16 protein-coding genes are annotated in these 14,714 nt (G+C 70.8%); 6 read left to right on the forward strand and 10 right to left on the reverse strand.

Going from position 1 to position 14,714, the window contains the following annotated elements; translation table 11 throughout:
* Positions 1–1,755, reverse strand: coding sequence for a histidine kinase famiy protein (locus tag EBE87_RS11300; RefSeq protein WP_199707423.1), 1,755 nt, complete (start codon positions 1,753–1,755; stop codon positions 1–3).
* A gap of 93 nt (positions 1,756–1,848) precedes the next feature.
* Positions 1,849–3,030, reverse strand: a complete 1,182-nt coding sequence (locus EBE87_RS11305) for an MFS transporter (protein WP_120638679.1) — start codon at positions 3,028–3,030, stop codon at positions 1,849–1,851.
* A 101-nt stretch (positions 3,031–3,131) separates the two neighbouring features.
* Here EBE87_RS11305 and EBE87_RS11310 point away from each other — a divergent pair, with 101 nt between their 5' ends.
* Together EBE87_RS11310 and EBE87_RS11315 are read left to right on the forward strand one after the other, a co-directional pair.
* Positions 3,132–6,095 carry a helicase-related protein gene (locus EBE87_RS11310; RefSeq protein ID WP_233560084.1) on the forward strand — a complete coding sequence of 988 codons (2,964 nt, stop codon included), beginning with the start codon at positions 3,132–3,134 and terminating at the stop codon, positions 6,093–6,095.
* A 16-nt stretch (positions 6,096–6,111) separates the two neighbouring features.
* Positions 6,112–6,399 (forward strand): RNA-binding S4 domain-containing protein, encoded by a 288-nt coding sequence (locus tag EBE87_RS11315; protein WP_120640932.1) that lies wholly within the window; start codon positions 6,112–6,114, stop codon positions 6,397–6,399.
* On the opposite strand, the gene EBE87_RS11320 is transcribed toward EBE87_RS11315, so the two are convergent.
* Positions 6,396–7,190, reverse strand: a complete 795-nt coding sequence (locus tag EBE87_RS11320; protein WP_120640933.1) for a class I SAM-dependent methyltransferase — start codon at positions 7,188–7,190, stop codon at positions 6,396–6,398. The genes EBE87_RS11315 and EBE87_RS11320 overlap by 4 nt on opposite strands.
* A 71-nt stretch (positions 7,191–7,261) precedes the next feature.
* On the opposite strand from EBE87_RS11320, the gene gloB reads away from it, so the two are divergent.
* From gloB to EBE87_RS11340, 4 genes are read left to right on the forward strand one after another with little or no spacing between them, the layout of a single operon-like run.
* Positions 7,262–7,993, forward strand: coding sequence for a hydroxyacylglutathione hydrolase (gene gloB / locus EBE87_RS11325; RefSeq protein ID WP_120640931.1), 732 nt, complete (start codon positions 7,262–7,264; stop codon positions 7,991–7,993).
* A 25-nt stretch (positions 7,994–8,018) separates the two neighbouring features.
* Complete coding sequence (locus EBE87_RS11330) at positions 8,019–8,612, forward strand: glutathione S-transferase family protein (RefSeq protein WP_120640930.1); 594 nt, start codon at positions 8,019–8,021, stop codon at positions 8,610–8,612.
* Positions 8,612–9,064 (forward strand): cupin domain-containing protein, encoded by a 453-nt coding sequence (locus tag EBE87_RS11335; RefSeq protein WP_120640929.1) that lies wholly within the window; start codon positions 8,612–8,614, stop codon positions 9,062–9,064. The genes EBE87_RS11330 and EBE87_RS11335 overlap by 1 nt, the downstream gene beginning before the upstream one ends.
* A complete protein-coding gene (locus EBE87_RS11340) occupies positions 9,061–9,669 on the forward strand; it encodes a class I SAM-dependent methyltransferase (protein ID WP_120640928.1) in 609 nt (202 codons plus the stop codon). Before EBE87_RS11335 ends, EBE87_RS11340 begins: the two co-directional genes overlap by 4 nt.
* 69 nt (positions 9,670–9,738) lie before the next feature.
* Here the strand turns inward: EBE87_RS11340 and EBE87_RS11345 are convergent, their stop codons facing one another.
* The 7 genes from EBE87_RS11345 to EBE87_RS11375 form a co-directional block, all read right to left on the reverse strand.
* Positions 9,739–10,248: a pyridoxamine 5'-phosphate oxidase family protein gene (locus tag EBE87_RS11345; RefSeq protein ID WP_120640927.1), complete on the reverse strand. Its 510-nt coding sequence runs from the start codon at positions 10,246–10,248 to the stop codon at positions 9,739–9,741.
* A gap of 59 nt (positions 10,249–10,307) precedes the next feature.
* Entirely contained in the window at positions 10,308–10,751 is a 444-nt protein-coding gene (locus EBE87_RS11350) for a PaaI family thioesterase (RefSeq protein WP_120640926.1), read from the reverse strand.
* A gap of 32 nt (positions 10,752–10,783) precedes the next feature.
* Complete coding sequence (locus tag EBE87_RS11355) at positions 10,784–11,509, reverse strand: aspartate/glutamate racemase family protein (protein WP_122139994.1); 726 nt, start codon at positions 11,507–11,509, stop codon at positions 10,784–10,786.
* Positions 11,510–11,553: 44 nt separating this feature from the next.
* Positions 11,554–11,982 (reverse strand): GFA family protein, encoded by a 429-nt coding sequence (locus EBE87_RS11360; protein WP_120639330.1) that lies wholly within the window; start codon positions 11,980–11,982, stop codon positions 11,554–11,556.
* A gap of 82 nt (positions 11,983–12,064) precedes the next feature.
* Complete coding sequence (locus EBE87_RS11365) at positions 12,065–12,643, reverse strand: DUF4893 domain-containing protein (RefSeq protein WP_120639329.1); 579 nt, start codon at positions 12,641–12,643, stop codon at positions 12,065–12,067.
* A 40-nt stretch (positions 12,644–12,683) separates the two neighbouring features.
* On the reverse strand, positions 12,684–13,595 hold the full coding sequence (locus EBE87_RS11370) for an ABC transporter ATP-binding protein (RefSeq protein WP_120639328.1): 912 nt from the start codon (positions 13,593–13,595) through the stop codon (positions 12,684–12,686).
* Complete coding sequence (locus EBE87_RS11375; RefSeq protein WP_120639327.1) at positions 13,592–14,653, reverse strand: ABC transporter ATP-binding protein; 1,062 nt, start codon at positions 14,651–14,653, stop codon at positions 13,592–13,594. Before EBE87_RS11375 ends, EBE87_RS11370 begins: the two co-directional genes overlap by 4 nt.
* Positions 14,654–14,714 lie beyond the last annotated feature (61 nt).

The following is a 14,714-nucleotide window of genomic DNA, read 5'->3' on the forward strand; positions in this document are numbered from 1 at the left end:
TCAGCCCTCGTGCTTCGGGCCGCCGCCCTGGTCGCGCAGCGACTGCGGCTTGCCGGCGCGGCGGTTCAGCGCCCAGCGCACCCGGTCCTCCAGCGCCGAGCGGCGGTAAGGCTTGCCCAGCACGTCCCAGTTGGAGGTGCTGGGCCCCTCGGCCACCAGGTCCTCGTTGTAGCCGGTGGTCAGCAGCACGGCGACATCCGGCCTCTGTTCCCGCACCCGCTGCGCCAGCGTCAGGCCGTTCATGCTGCCGGGCATCAGGATGTCCGAGAACAGCAGGTCGATGCCCACGTTCTCCGGCCGCTCCAGCAGTTCCAGCGCCTCGTCGGCATTGCGGGCGGCGATGACGCGGTAGCCCAGAGCCTCCAGATGCTCCCGCGCCAGGGTCAGCACGTCCTCGCTGTCCTCCACCACCATGATGGTCTCGGCGCCCCCGCGTGGCTCCTGCGGCAGGCGGCGCTCCGGCGCCGGGCGCGGCGGGACGGCCTCGACATCTTCGGCGGCGGCGGGGAAGAACATGCGGATGATGGTGCCCTGCCCGGCCTCGCTGTCGATCTCCAGCTTGCCGCGGGACTGCTGCACAAAGCCCTGCACCATGGCCAGGCCCAGCCCCGTGCCCTTGCCGGTGCCCTTGGTGGTGAAGAAGGGCTCGGTGGCACGCTCCCGCACATGGGCGGGCATGCCCTCGCCGTCGTCGCTGACCGAGATGACCACATAGGGTCCGCCCGGCAGCCCGTTCTCCTCCAGCGCCACGATGGAAGTGGAGATTGTGACCGTACCGCCCGCCGGCATGGCGTCGCGGGCATTGATCACCACGTTCAGCAGCGCCAGTTCCAGATGCGCGACATCCACCAGCACCGGCGGCAGGCGGCGGCGCAGGTTGACCTGCATCTCCACCCGGCTGCCGGCGGTGCTGTCCAGCATGTCCATGAACTCATGCACCAGCCTGTTCACGTCCGAGACGCGTGGCTCCAGCCGTGTCTTGCGGGCAAAGGCGAGCAGTTGGCGCGTCAGCTTGGCGCCACGCTCGGCGGCCTCTCCGGCGCGGTCCACGTAGCGGGCCAGGCGGTCGTCCTGCAGCTTGTTGCGCAGCAGCTCCAGGCTGCCGGAGATCACCTGCAGCAGGTTGTTGAAGTCATGCGCCAGCCCGGCGGTGAGCTGGCCGATCGATTCCATCTTCTGCGCCTGGCGGAAAGACTGTTCCGCCGTGTGGCGGCGCGTCACGTCCAGCTGCGAGGCAAAGAAATACAGCAGCTTGTCATCCGCGCCGAAGACCGGCGCGACGAAGACGCCGTTCCAGAAGGGCGTGCCGTCCCGCTTGTAGTTCAGCAGTTCCACGGAGATGGGGCGGTGCTCCGCAACGGCATCGCGCAGTTCCGCCACCTTTTCCCGGTCGGTCTGCGGCCCCTGCAGGAAGCGGCAGTTGCGGCCGACGATCTCCTCCTGCCTGTAGCCCGTCAGGTCCTCGAAGGCGCGGTTGGCGAAGACAACCGGGTTATCCGGCAGGTTGGGGTCGGTCAGGATCATAGGCATGCGGGTCATCTCGACCGCCGCGAAGAACACGTTGCCCCGGTCTTCCAGGCCGGGTTCGGTGATCGACGCTTCCTGCCAGTGCCGGATGCCTGGGCCGCCGGTGGGGGAATAGGACACATCCTCGTGCTGCCCGGCCGCCGGCACGCCGACGCTCTGGCCATGTCCCTGGTCCTGGTCGGTCAGCTCGCCGCGCTGTGCAGCCCTGGCTGCCTTATCCTCTTCCACGCCTGTTCCTCTGTCTCTGCCAGCACGAGCCATGCCCTTCCGACCAAGAGGAACGGCCGAGAAAACTCTCGGTTTGGCTTATAAACACATTGGTCAAGAATATTTGGCCGCCGGCATGTCGCGCCGCAGGCCCAGGGCCACCGGCACCGCCAGCAGGCAGAGCACCGCCATGGCCCAGAAGGCCCCTGCCCCGCCCCAGGCGGCATAAAGCGGCCCGCAGGCCAGGGTCAGCAGCCCCGTCCCCAGCCCGCCGCCCAGGCTGGCATGCAGCGTTTGCGCCGTGGAGGCCTGGTCCGGCGGCACCAGCCGCTGCAGCAGCCGCATCGCCCCCAGGTACTGTGCCCCGAAGGTGGCGGCGTGCAGCAACTGGGCCAGCACCAGTGCCGGCAGCCAGGTGGTGGCGCCCAGCAGGCCCCAGCGCAGCAGCCCGCCAAACGCGCCCAGCAGCATCATGCCGCGTATCCCCAGCGCCTCCGTCAGCCGGCGGCCGAAGGCGAAGAGCAGGATTTCCGCCACCACGCCCTCTGCCCAGAGCAGCCCGATGGTGACCGGCGCATGCCCCGCCGCCGCCCAGTGGATGGCGCCAAAGGCATAAAGCGCGGCGTGGCTGCCCTGCATCAGCGCCGAGAGCAGCAGCAGCCGCCGGAAGCCCGGCAGAGCCAGAACGGCCCGGAAGCCGCCGCCACCGCCCGCCCGCGCCAGCCCGCCGACACCGCCGCCGTAGCGCGGCAGCAGCGCGGCCAGGGCTGTCAGGGCCAGCATGGCGGCCATCAGCATCGGCGCGGTGCCGAAGCCCCATTGCCCCGCCGCCCAGCCCCCCAGGGCCGAGGCGAGGATGAAGGTCGCCGAGCCCGCCGCCCGCACCCGGGGATAATCCAGCCATCCCCGCCGGGCGGCGGAGAGCGTCACGGCCTCCGACACCGGCACCAGGGGCGCGAGAAAGGTGCTGAAGACCAGTTGCGCCAGCACCAGCCCCAGCAGCCCCGCCCCCAGCAGGAAGCCGCAGCAGGCCAGGGCGGCCGCCGCGGCGGAGAGCGCCAGCAACAGGCGCGGATCGCCCAGCCGATCCGCCAGCCGGCCGCCGAAGGGCCCGGCCAGCAGGCGCACGGCGGAGCCCAGCGCCAGCACAACGGAAACCTCCCCCGCCTGCAGCCCACGCTCCGCCAGGAAGGCCGGCAGGAAGGGCTGGGAGATGCCGAGGGCGGCGTAAACGGTGCCGAGCAGCGCGGCGTAGCGCGCGGCATGGGACAGGTTCGGAACGGGGATCTGGGGCATCGGAACAGGCAGCCTGACCCAGCCGCGCGCATCAGACCAGAGGCCCTGGCGCACACGCCCCGTTGCCAAGCACCCCCCAATGGCTCCACACACCGGAAGCGATGTCAGGTTTCGTCCCCCACAGCTCGTCCGCCGCCATGTTCCCGGCCCGCGTCAAGGCCATTCTGGGTCCGACCAATACCGGAAAGACCCACTTGGCCATCACGCGGATGCTGGCACATGCCTCCGGCATCATCGGTTTCCCGCTGCGCCTGCTGGCGCGCGAGAACTACGACCGCATGGTGGCCGCCAAGGGGGCGCGATACGTCGCCCTCATCACCGGGGAGGAGAAGATCGTCCCTCCCGAGGCGAAGTGGTTCGCCTGCACGGTGGAGGCTATGCCTCTGGACCGGCAGGCCGAATTCGTCGCCGTGGACGAGATCCAGCTCTGCGCCGACCCGGACCGGGGCCATATCTTCACCGACCGCCTGCTGCATGCGCGCGGGCTGGTCGAGACCATGTTCCTGGGCGCCGAGACCATCCGCCCCCTGTTGCAGCGCCTGGTGCCGCAGGCCGAGATCGAGACGCGGCCGCGCCTGTCCCAGCTTTCCTATGCCGGCCCGGCCAAGCTGACCCGCCTGCCGCCGCGCTCCGCCGTGGTGGCCTTCTCGGCGGCCGAGGTTTATGCCATCGCGGAAGCCATCCGCCGCCGGCGCGGCGGCTGCGCGGTGGTGATGGGGCGGCTTTCCCCCCGCACCCGCAACGCCCAGGTGGCATTGTATCAAAATCGTGAAGTCGATTTCCTGGTGGCCACCGACGCCATCGGGATGGGGCTGAACATGGACGTAGACCATGTCGCCTTCGCCAGCCTGAACAAGTTCGACGGCCACCGCCCCCGCGTGCTGACGCCGCAGGAAGCGGCGCAGATCGCCGGCCGCGCCGGCCGTGGCATGCGGGACGGCACCTTCGGCGTGACGGCGGAATGCCCGCCGCTGCCGGACGAGATGGTGGAAAAGATCGAGACCCACCATTTCGAGGCACTGCAGACCCTGGCCTGGCGCAATTCCGACCTCGACATGGCCAGCATCGACGGCCTGCTGGACAGCCTGGCCCTGGCCCCCAACCAGCCCGGCCTGGCACGAGGCAACGACGCCACGGACCACATCACGCTGGAAGCCCTGTCGCGGGACCCGGAGGTACGCAAGCTCGCCACCTCCCGCGCCCGGGTGCGGCTGCTCTGGGAAGCCTGCCAGATCCCGGACTTCCGCAAGCTGGCGGATGACAGCCACACCAAGTTCGCCGCCAAGATCTTCGGCCACCTGGTGCAGGACGGCGCGCTGCCCAATGACTGGGTGGCGGGGCAGATCGCCCAGCTTGGCAATATCGAGGGCGACCTCGATACCTTGATGACGCGCCTTTCGGCGATCCGGGTCTGGACCTACGTGGCCGCCCGGGCCGATTGGGTGCGTGATGCAACCCGTTTCCAGTCCGAGGCGCGCGCCGCCGAGGACGCCGTTTCCGACGCGCTGCATGAGCGCCTGACCGCCCGTTTCGTCGATCGCCGCGCGGCTCATCTGATCCGCCGGCTGGACGAAACGGAGGAAGAGCTGCTCTCCGCCGTCAATCGTAAGGGAGAGGTGGTGGTGGAAGGCCATCCCGTCGGTCATGTCAGCGGCTTCGTGTTCGAGCCGGATGCCTCCGCGGCCAATGAGGACGAGCGCAAGCTGGTGCTGCGCGCCGCCCGTCGTGCCCTGGTGGACGAGATCCCGCGCCGTGTGGTGGCGCTGGAAGCGGCGAAGGACGAGGAATTCGCCCTGACCCCCACCCACCGCATCACCTGGGACGGGGCCGAGATCGCCCGCCTTAAGGCCGGCCCCACGGCCGACAAGCCGCAGGTCGATGTGCTGCAGTCCGAATTCCTGGACGGCGCGCAGCGGGAGCGGGTGCGGGCCAAGCTGGCCGCCTGGCTGGAGGCGCTGATCGCGAAGGAATTCGCGGCGGTGACCACGGTCGAGGAGAAGGCGGCCGAGGATAACACCCTGCGCGGCCCCGCTTTCCGCCTGCGGGAATACCTGGGTCTGGTGCCGGGTGGCACCGAGGCCGAGGTGAACCCGGAACTGCGGCAGAAGCTGAAGGCCATCGGCATCCGCGCCGGGCGCTTCGCGCTCTATCTGCCGGAAGTGCTGAAGCCCCGTCCTATGGCGCTGCGCGCGCAGCTCTGGGCGCTGAAGGCCGAATGCGTGGTGCCGACCCTGCCGGGCGGCGGCCTCGTCTCCATCCAGCCGCCGGAAGGCTGGCCGCGCGGCTTCGCCGCCACCATGGGCTGGGTGCAGGCGGGCTCCGTGCTGCTGCGCCTGGACGTGGCCGAGCGCGTGGCCGGCGAGCTGGGCCACCTGACCCGCCGCGCCCCCGCCACCCTGCCGCAGGATGTCGCCAGCCGCCTGGGCGTGAAGGCCGATGCGCTGCCGGCGGTGCTGAATGCCCTGGGCTTCCGCCTGCTGCCGGCCGAGCCGCTGGCCGAGGATGCCTTCGGCCCGCCCTCCCCTACCATGGTCGGCGCGCGGCGTGAGGAGCATGGCCGGGGCAACCGTCCCCGCCACGGCCAGCGCCCGCAGCGCGACCGCCGCCCGCAGCAGGCCCCCGCGGCCGCGCCGCAGGATGGCGCGCCCGCCGAGGCCGGTGCCGAAGCGGGTGCCGAGGCCGCGCCGCGCCCCGAAGGTGGCCGCCCGCCGCGCCGGGAAGGCCAGCGCCCGCAGGGGGATCGTCCGCAGGGCGACCGCCAGCAGCGTGGCCCGCGCCCGGACCGTGGCCCCCGCCCGCCCCGCGATGGCCAGCCGGCCGAGGCGCGCGAGGGCAACCGCCCGCCGCGCGACCGCCAGAACCGCCCCGAGGGCGAGCGCCCGCAGGGCGACCGGCCGCGTGGCCCGCGGGAGGACCGCCCGCGTGGCAACCGTCCCTTCGACAAGGGCCGCGACAACCGGGGCAACGAGGGCCGCACCTACAGCTTCGATACGCCGAAGCCCGCCAAGGCGGACCCTGACAGCCCCTTCGCCGTGCTGGCGAAGCTGAAGCTGGGCAAGGGCTGAGGAGCCCTTCCCGGCGGTGGCGGAAACCGAGGACCGCGACTGGCAAAGACTGGACAAGTGGCTGTGGTGCGCGCGGGTGGCCAAGACCCGCGCCGAATGTAGCCGCTTCGTCGAGCGCGGCACGGTGCGGCTGAACCGCCAGCCGGTGGATAAGCCGCATGCCAAGCTGCGGCCGGGAGATGTGCTGACCCTGGCTTTCGGCGGGCCGGAACGGGGCATGGTGCGCATCTGGCGCGTCCTGGCCCTGGCGGAGCGGCGCGGCCCGGCGTCGGAAGCGCGCGGGCTTTACGAAGAGATCAGCTAGGCCGCCGGCAGCTTTTCGTCTTCCGGCGCCACAGGCGTGAAGCGCACCCCGGCCGGCACCAGCACGCGGCGGCCCTTGGCGGGCAGCGCCCCCACCGGCATCGCGCCGAACATCTCCTTCCGCGCTTCCACCAGCGTCACACCCGCGAAGCGCGGCACCAGCGCGCGCCCGGCGCGTTCCCAGACCCCGGCGCCGCGCAGCAGCAGCCGGGTCTGGAAGGGCGGGATGAACAGCGCGCCGCGCCGCCGCTCCACCGTGAACATGGTGCGGCTGAGCAGGCGGGAAATCTGCCCGGGGGAATAAGGCCGCCCCTGGCCGAAGGGCGTGGTGTCGGAATGGGCCCAGATGCCGCGCCGGTTGGGCACCACCACCAGCAGCCGGCCATCCTCCTTCAGCACGCGCCAGACCTCGCGCAGCAGCCGGCGGCCGTTCTCGGCGGTCTCCAGCCCATGCACCAGCAGCACGTTGTCGAAGCAGAAATCGGGAAAGGGCAGCTCCGTTTCTTCCACCAGGGTGGACAGGCTCGGGCCGCTACGGGGCCAGGAATATTGCGGCCCCAGTTCCGCCGGCATGGCGCAGAGCACGCGTTCCGCGCGGTCCCGCCACAGGCGCAGGTAAGGGGCGGCATGGCCAAGCCCCAGCACGCGCTGGCCGGTCAGGTCCGGCCAGAATTCCAGCAGCCGTTCCCGCAACACCCGCGCCGCCACCCGCCCGGTGGCGGACTGGTAGAAATCGCGATGCGGCGATTCGGGAATGGCCGATTCGAGGGGCGTGTGGACCTCCGCGCTCATGCATCCGATATAGTGGCGGAAGCGTGGGCTGGCACGCCCTTCCTGTGCCCCCAGAAAGAAGGACCGCTGCAATGACCGTGACCGTCCAGGCCGTGCCCTTTGCGTCCGACAACTACGCCTGGCTGCTTCGCGACCAGGCCACCGGCACCGTCGCGATCTGCGACCCGGGCGAGGCCGCGCCGGTCATCGCCGCGCTGGATGCCGCCGGAGGCCGCTGCGACATCATCCTGCTGACCCATCACCACGACGACCATATCGGTGGCGTGGAGGAAGTGCGGGCGAAATACGGCGCCAAGGTCATCGGCGCGAAGGCCGATGCGCACCGCCTGCCGAAGCTCGACCAGGCCGTGGTGCCGGGCGATACGGTCCGGGTGGGCGAGACGGAAGGCCGCGTCATCGATAGCCCCGGCCATACGGTCGGCCATATCGCCTTCTATTTCCCCGATGGCGACGTGCTGCTCTGCGGCGACACGCTCTTCTCCCTCGGCTGCGGCCGGCTGCTGGAAGGCACGGCGGAGGATATGTTCCACGCGCTGGAGCTGCTGAAGCCGCTGCCGCCGCAGACCCTGGTCTGCTGCGGCCATGAATATACCGAAAGCAATGCCCGCTTCGCCCTGACGGTGGAGCCCTACAACCAGGCGCTGCGCGACAAGGCGGCCGATGTCGCCGCCAAGCGTGCCGCCGGACAGCCGACCGTGCCTTCCCTGCTGGGGCAGGAGATGGAAACCAACCCCTTCCTGCGCGTGTCCAGCGCCGCGCGTCTGGCCGAGATCCGCAAGGCGAAGGATAACTTCCGCGGCTGATCAAACCAGAAGGATTCGCGCCGCCATGCAGCTCTTCTACTCCGCCACCAGTCCCTATGCGCGGAAGGTGATGGTTTGCGCGCTGTTGCGCGGCCTGGGTGACCGGATCGAGCGGATCGATGTCAGCCCCGATCTCAGCCCGCCGGAGCTGCTGGCGCAGAACCCGCTGTCCAAGGTGCCCTGCCTCGTCACCGTGGAAGGGCTGCCGGTCTATGACAGCCCGGTGATCTGCGAGTATCTCGATGGCCTGGGCACGGCGCGCCCGCTCTTCCCGAAGCCGGGGCCGGAGCGCACGGGGGCGCTGGTGATGCAGGCGCTGGCGGATGGCATCATGGATGCCGCCCTGCTGCGGCGCATACAGCAGCCTTTCCCGCAGGATGAAGGACGGCAGAAGGCGGGCGGCCGGGCCCAGGCGGCCATTGCCCGCGCGCTGGACGTGCTGGAAGCCGCGCCGCCGCAGGGCCTGCGGGATATCGGCGCCGTCGCCGTGGCCTGCGCCCTGGGCTACCTCGACCTCCGCTTCGCCGATGAGCCCTGGCGGGAGGAACACCCGAAGCTGGCCGCCTGGTTCGCCGAGGTGTCGCGGCACCCGGCGCTGGCAGAGACCGAGCCCGCCTGATGCCGGGCATCGACCTGCGCGACGCCAGCCTGCCGGCGGCGGCCGTGATCGCGGCGCTGGAGCTGCGCCCGCACCCGGAAGGCGGCCATTACCGCGAGATCTGGCGGGATGCGCCGGCGGATGGCGGGCGTGGCGCCGGCACTGCCATCTATTTCCTGCTGGATGCCGGCGAGCGCAGCCATTGGCACCGTGTCGATGCCGCCGAGGCCTGGCACTGGTATGCCGGCGGGCCGCTGGCGCTCTCCCTGTCCGCCGATGGCCAGGGGGTGGAGGAGCGGCTGCTGGGCCCGGATCTCGGCGCCGGGCAGCAGCCCTTCGGCATGGTGCCCAAGGGCTGGTGGCAGGCGGCGCGTCCGCTGGGCGGCTGGGTGCTGGTGGGCTGCACCGTCAGCCCCGCCTTCGACTTCGCGGGTTTCGAGCTGGCGCCGCCTGGCTGGAAACCGGCGCGGTGAGCGACAGCCTCGCCTGGGATGCCCGCTACGCCGCCCAGCCCTGGATGTTCGGGCAGGCCCCCAACCGCTACCTGGAAAGCCTGGCGCCCCGCCTGCCCCGCTGCGGCCGCGCCCTGGCGCTGGGCGATGGCGAGGGCCGCAACGGCGTCTGGCTGGCGCAGCAGGGGCTGGAGGTCACGGCGGTGGACTGGTCCGCCGCCGGCCTGTCCCGCGCCGCCGCCCTGGCCAGCCAGCACGGCATCGCGCTGCGCACCGAGGCCGCCGACCTCACCCGCTGGTCCTGGCCGGAAGCGCGCTTCGACCTGATCGCCTGGATCTTCCTGCACCTGCCGCCGCAGGACCGGGCGGTGGTGGTGGCCGGCGCGCTGCACGCCCTGGCACCGGGCGGGCTGCTGGTGCTGGAATGCTTCACGCCGGCGCAGCAGGGCCGCCGCAGCGGCGGGCCGAAGGAGCCCGCGCTGCTCTGGACCCGCGCCATGGCCGAGGAAGCCTTCGCCAGCCTGGAGGTGCAGGAATGCCTGGAAGGCACCGTGCGGCTGGATGAAGGCCCGAAGCACCAGGGCCCGGCTGAAGTGGTGCGGGGCTTCTGGCGCAAGCCGGGCTGAGCCACGCATAAAAAAAGCACCGCCCGGCCATATGGCGGGCGGTGCCGGTGCGGCCTTCAGGCCGGCGCCTCAGTCGTGGAAGGCGACCTTGGCATTCTCGCCGGTATGGGCGGGCTTGCCCGTCGCGGCGGCCTTGGCATAGCCGAAGGCGAAGGCGACGTTGGAAGCGACGCCATCCCAGTATTCGGCGCTTTCCACCTCAACCGCGATCAGCGCGATGCCATCGCCTTCCGGGCCCTGCGGCAGCCAGGTGCGCAGGTCCTCGGTCCAGAGCTTCTTGTTCATCTCCTTGTCGCGCACCACACGAGCCTTGCCGGCGATGGACACGAAATCCTGGCTCTTGGTGTCCGAGTAGCCGAGCAGCACGCGCGGCTCGCCCTCGATCTCATCGACCTTCGAGCTGTCGTCCCTGGTGAAGAACCACAGCGTCTTGCCATCCGTGTCCGGCTTCTGCGCCCGCATCGGGCGGCCATGCATGCGGCCTTCCGGGGTGTTCGTCACCATGATCGCGACCTGGATGTCCTTGATCATGTCGCGCACTTTCACGCGCATCTCGTCTTCGTTCTGGGGAGCAGCCATGATGTGTCTTCCCTCACTGTTCGGGGGGAGAACAGCGCAGGCGCGATCCGGTTGCGGACTCAGGCCGTCTCGGGCGCGCCCTCGGTGGTCTCGCTGCCCTTGCGCCAGCGGTGGGTGGAGCTGCCGAAGGCCACCATCTCGCCGGCCTCATTGAAGACCTCGGTGCGCGCGAAATAGATGTTGCGGCCGCGCGAAGCCATCTTCGCCTCCGCCACCACCCGCCCGCTGGCCACCTGGCCGGTGAAGCGGCAATCCAGGTCGATGGTCACGGCGCGGCGGGCATTGCCGGGCACGCTACACCACAACCCGCAGAAGCCGGCGGCCTGGTCGATCAGGGACAGGATGGCGCCGCCGTGGAGGATGCCGCTGCGGTTCATGTGCTGCGGGCTGGCGGTCATCACCACGCGGGCGAAGCCGTCGCGCCATTCCTCCAGCCGCATCCCGAGCAGCTCGTGATAGGGGGCGGAGGCGGCGGCGAAGGTAGGGTCTGCATTCTCGGACATGGACGCCGGGGTGCCGGGGGATCGCGCCAGCGTCAAGGGGCTTCCAGCCGGTGCGCCAATGCGGGGGCGAGGCCGGTGCTCGGCGCCGGGGCGGCGGCGGGCGGCACCGGCAGCGGGCGGGCCGCCACCCGCAGCAGGCATTCCAGGCTGTCCAGCACCGGCACGGGCAGGCGTGGCTGCAACCGCGGCGCCAGCCCGGCCAGCCCGGCGCCGCCCAGCACCACCACCCCCGCGCCGGCCGCCACCGCCCCGGCGGCGGCTTCCGCCAGCAGGTCCAGGGCGCGCTCCGGCTCCCGCGCGATCAGGTCGCCGGTGGGGGCCACGGCATGGACGCCGACGCGGTCCCGCCCCAGGCCGCGCAGCAGGCAGAATTCCTCCAGCATCGGCACCCAGGCGGCGCCGCCGGTCAGCAGCGCCACGCGCGGCGCCATGTCCAGCGCGATATCCAGGCTGGCATCGGCCATGCCGGTGACGGGGATGCGCGCCACTTCCCGCGCCGCCGCCAGGCCGGGATCGCCGAAGCAGGCGATGGCCACGGCATCCACCTGCCCCGCATGTTCCGCCACCTGCTCCAGCACCGCATGGCCGGCAATGGCCGCCGCCGCGCGGCTGGCGATGTAGCGGGCGCCGAAGCGCGCCGTGGCCGGCAGCAGCGTCACGCCCACCAGCCCCAGGCGCGGCAGCGCGGCCTGCGCCAGCGCCAGCATGCGTTCGGTCATGGCGGCATCGGTGTTGCCGTTCAGCAGCAGGATGCGCATGGGCCGAGCCTAGGGCGAAAGCCCGCCGGCGCGCAGCGGCCTTCCTATTCCGGCACCGTTTCGCCGGAGCCGCCGACTTCCGCCGGGAAGTCACGCATCTTGGGCAGGCCGTCGCGCATCGGCAGCACGGTCTCGGCATAGTTCAGGTGCACGGCCGGCACGAAGGGCAGGTCGGGAATCGTGGCGGCGAAGACATCGATTATTTGCAGCGGCGGATGGCGCGCCATGAGGTGGCCACCGCAGAGCTTGCAGAACTGGCGCTCGCTCATCGGCGTCTTGGCATAGGTGCCAATATGCTCGGCGCCCTTGGTGACCTCCACCGCCTTCGGCTGCCAGAGGCTGAAGGCATTCACCGGCCCGCCTGACCAGGAGCGGCAGGACCGGCAATGGCAGTAGCCCATGGCATCCGGCTGGCCGGTGACGCGAAGCTCGACGGCACCGCAGAAGCAGGCACCTGTGTAAGGACCGCTCATGGCGTTCTTCCCTGTTCTTATGATTGTGTTGCCGACTCTCGCCCGATCCCGCTGCGGGGCAAGAGAATTAGGGAACGGGCCGCTACCGCCGCAGCTCCAGGATATCGAAGCGCGACTCGCGCATGGGCAGCGGCAGCTCCAGCCGCATCCGGTCTGCCGAGACCGGCACGAGGTAGCCGACCTGGTCCCGCTGCATGTCCTGCCCGTAGCGCAGCGGCCGCTCGTTGCCCCAGGCCTCGGCCCCGGCATAGCCCAGCCGGCGGCCCGGGATGTCGTAGAAGATGCCGGAAGTGCGCTGGGAGCCTGTGATTTTTTCCAGCCGCAGCCCTTCGGCATCGTCGGTGATGCGGCATTTGAAATCGGCATAGACCACCAGCGGCGGAGTGCCACCCAGCTTCAGAAGGCGGCAGCGCCAGTCGCCCGCCATGCGCGCCGGGGGAATGGAAGCCGCCTCCCCCTTCAGCACCTGATTGAGCACGGCGACATCCGCCGGCTTGCCGCGCGCGCGGGCGGCGGCGATGGCTTCCCGCCGCACGGTGTCGAAACGCTCCAGCCGGCCCTGATCGAAGGGAGAGAGCTCTTCGGGAAAGCTGCCTTCCGCCAGGGCCGGAGCGACCACCAGCATGCCGGCGAGCGCCAGCCACAGGAAACGGTGCGTCATGCCCACAGACTAGGACAGCGCGGCGCCGATTCCACTGAATTCATGCGGCGGAGAGCGCCCAGTGGCCCGGCTCGACCTCCTGCAGCACCGCACCGGGCGGCGGGGGCACGAGGTCATAGGGGATGCGGCGCCGCGCGGCCTCCCGCTCCGGGTCCGGAATGGGCGCGGCGGAGATCAGCGCGCGGGTATAGGGGTGGCGCGGATTCGCGAAGACCTGCTCCGTGCTGCCCATCTCGACGATTCGGCCGCGCAGCATCACCGCCACCCGGTGGCAGAGATGCCGCACCATGCCGAGGTCATGCGCGATGAAGAGATAGGCCATGCCCATCTCCTCCTGCAGGTCGAGGAAGAGGTTCACGATCTGCGCCTGGATGGAAACATCAAGCGCGGTGATGGGCTCATCCGCCACGATCAGCTTCGGCCCCAACGCGATGGCGCGGGCGATGCCGATGCGCTGCCGCTGCCCGCCGGAGAACTGGTGCGGGAAGCGGTCCATGAACCGGGGGTCCAACCCCACCTGCCGGAACAGCGCCGCCACCTTCTCCCGCCGCTCCCCGGCGCTGGAGATCAGGCCATGGGTCCTCAGCGGCTCCCCCACGCTCTCGCCAATGCGCAGGCGCGGGTTGAGCGAGGAGAAGGGATCCTGGAACACCACCTGTAACCTGCGGCGGATCGGCGCCAGGGCATGCGGCCGCAGGCGGCTGATGTCCTGCCCCTCGAAAAAAACCTGCCCCGCCGTGGGTTCTTCCAACCGCAGGATCAGCCGGCCGGTGGTGGACTTTCCGGAACCGGATTCGCCCACCAGCCCCAGCGTCTCGCTATGCCCGATCTCGAAGGAAACGCCCTCCACCGCGCGCACGGTATGGGTCGGCTTGCCGAAGAGATTCTTCGTGGTGTGGAAGTGCTTGGTCAGCCCTTCCACCCGCAGCAGCGGTGCGGCGGCCGCGCTCATGCCCCCTCTCCCTTGCCGGCGAGGTCGGGGCGCGCGGCCAGCGCCTTGGGCAGGTCATACCAGGCGGCGACCAGATGGCCCGGCGCGGCATCGCGCGCCTGCACCAGCGGCGGCATCTCCTGGAAGCAGCCCGAGATGGCGAAGGGGTTGCGCGGCGCGAAAGGGTCGCCGGGCGGCGGGTCGGTCATGTCCGGCGGCGCGCCGGCGATCTGCCGCAGGCGGGGGCGCTTCCTCGCCTGGCCGGGGGTATGGGTCTCGTAGACCCGGCCCTCGCTGTGGTCGGGCAGCGAGCGCAGCAGGCCCCAGGTATAGGCGGAACGGGTGTCGTTGAAGACCGCCCGCGCCGGCCCGCGCTCCATAATGCGGCCGCCATACATGACCTGCACCGTGTCGGCGAGCCCGGCCACCACGCCCATGTCATGCGTGATCCAGATCATCGCCATGGACAGCTTGCGCTTCAGGTCCTTCATCAGGTCCAGGATCTGCGCCTGCACCGTCACGTCCAGCGCGGTGGTGGCCTCATCCGCGATCAGCAGCTTCGGCTCGCAGGCGACGCCGATGGCGATCATGGCGCGCTGCCGCATGCCGCCGGAGAACTGGTGCGGAAACTGCTTCACCCGCTTCCGTGGCTCGGGGATGCCCACGAGGTCGAGCAGCTCCACCGCCCTTGCCCGCGCCGCGCTCCTGGACATCAGGCCATGGCTGGTGATGGCCTCCGCGACCTGCGCCTCCACCGTCAGCACCGGGTTCAGCGAGGTCATGGGGTCCTGGAAGATCATGCCGATCTTCTTGCCGCGCAGGTCGCGCAGCTCCCGCTCCGGCAGGGTCAGCAGGTCGCGGCCCTCGAAGAGCACCTGGCCGCCGGCGATGCGCCCCGGCGGCTTCGGGATCAGCCCCAGCATGGCCAGCACATGCACGCTCTTGCCGCTGCCGCTCTCGCCCACCACGCCCAGGGTTTCCCCCGGCTCCAGGTCATAGGTCACGCCGCTGACGGCATGCACGGTGCCCCCGGCGGTGTCGAAGCGCACGGTGAGGTCTTTCACCTGCAGCAGGGGCATCGGCGGTCTCCTGAGGTCGATCCGGTTCGGAAAACTCTTGGGCTCCCTGGCGATCCTCCCT

This window comes from Teichococcus wenyumeiae, assembly GCF_003696345.1.
In the GTDB taxonomy this organism is placed as follows: domain Bacteria; phylum Pseudomonadota; class Alphaproteobacteria; order Acetobacterales; family Acetobacteraceae; genus Pseudoroseomonas; species Pseudoroseomonas wenyumeiae.

What these genes read in the sequence shown, in the direction of transcription:
- EBE87_RS11305 (WP_120638679.1), bottom strand. Translation starts at nt 3,030, where the DNA reads ATGCCCCAGATCCCCGTTCCGAACCTGTCCCATGCCGCGCGCTACGCC.
- EBE87_RS11310 (WP_233560084.1), top strand. Translation starts at nt 3,132, where the DNA reads ATGTCAGGTTTCGTCCCCCACAGCTCGTCCGCCGCCATGTTCCCGGCC.
- EBE87_RS11320 (WP_120640933.1), bottom strand. Translation starts at nt 7,190, where the DNA reads ATGAGCGCGGAGGTCCACACGCCCCTCGAATCGGCCATTCCCGAATCG.
- gloB (WP_120640931.1), top strand. Translation starts at nt 7,262, where the DNA reads ATGACCGTGACCGTCCAGGCCGTGCCCTTTGCGTCCGACAACTACGCC.
- EBE87_RS11330 (WP_120640930.1), top strand. Translation starts at nt 8,019, where the DNA reads ATGCAGCTCTTCTACTCCGCCACCAGTCCCTATGCGCGGAAGGTGATG.
- EBE87_RS11335 (WP_120640929.1), top strand. Translation starts at nt 8,612, where the DNA reads ATGCCGGGCATCGACCTGCGCGACGCCAGCCTGCCGGCGGCGGCCGTG.
- EBE87_RS11345 (WP_120640927.1), bottom strand. Translation starts at nt 10,248, where the DNA reads ATGGCTGCTCCCCAGAACGAAGACGAGATGCGCGTGAAAGTGCGCGAC.
- EBE87_RS11350 (WP_120640926.1), bottom strand. Translation starts at nt 10,751, where the DNA reads ATGTCCGAGAATGCAGACCCTACCTTCGCCGCCGCCTCCGCCCCCTAT.
- EBE87_RS11355 (WP_122139994.1), bottom strand. Translation starts at nt 11,509, where the DNA reads ATGCGCATCCTGCTGCTGAACGGCAACACCGATGCCGCCATGACCGAA.
- EBE87_RS11360 (WP_120639330.1), bottom strand. Translation starts at nt 11,982, where the DNA reads ATGAGCGGTCCTTACACAGGTGCCTGCTTCTGCGGTGCCGTCGAGCTT.
- EBE87_RS11365 (WP_120639329.1), bottom strand. Translation starts at nt 12,643, where the DNA reads ATGACGCACCGTTTCCTGTGGCTGGCGCTCGCCGGCATGCTGGTGGTC.
- EBE87_RS11370 (WP_120639328.1), bottom strand. Translation starts at nt 13,595, where the DNA reads ATGAGCGCGGCCGCCGCACCGCTGCTGCGGGTGGAAGGGCTGACCAAG.
- EBE87_RS11375 (WP_120639327.1), bottom strand. Translation starts at nt 14,653, where the DNA reads ATGCCCCTGCTGCAGGTGAAAGACCTCACCGTGCGCTTCGACACCGCC.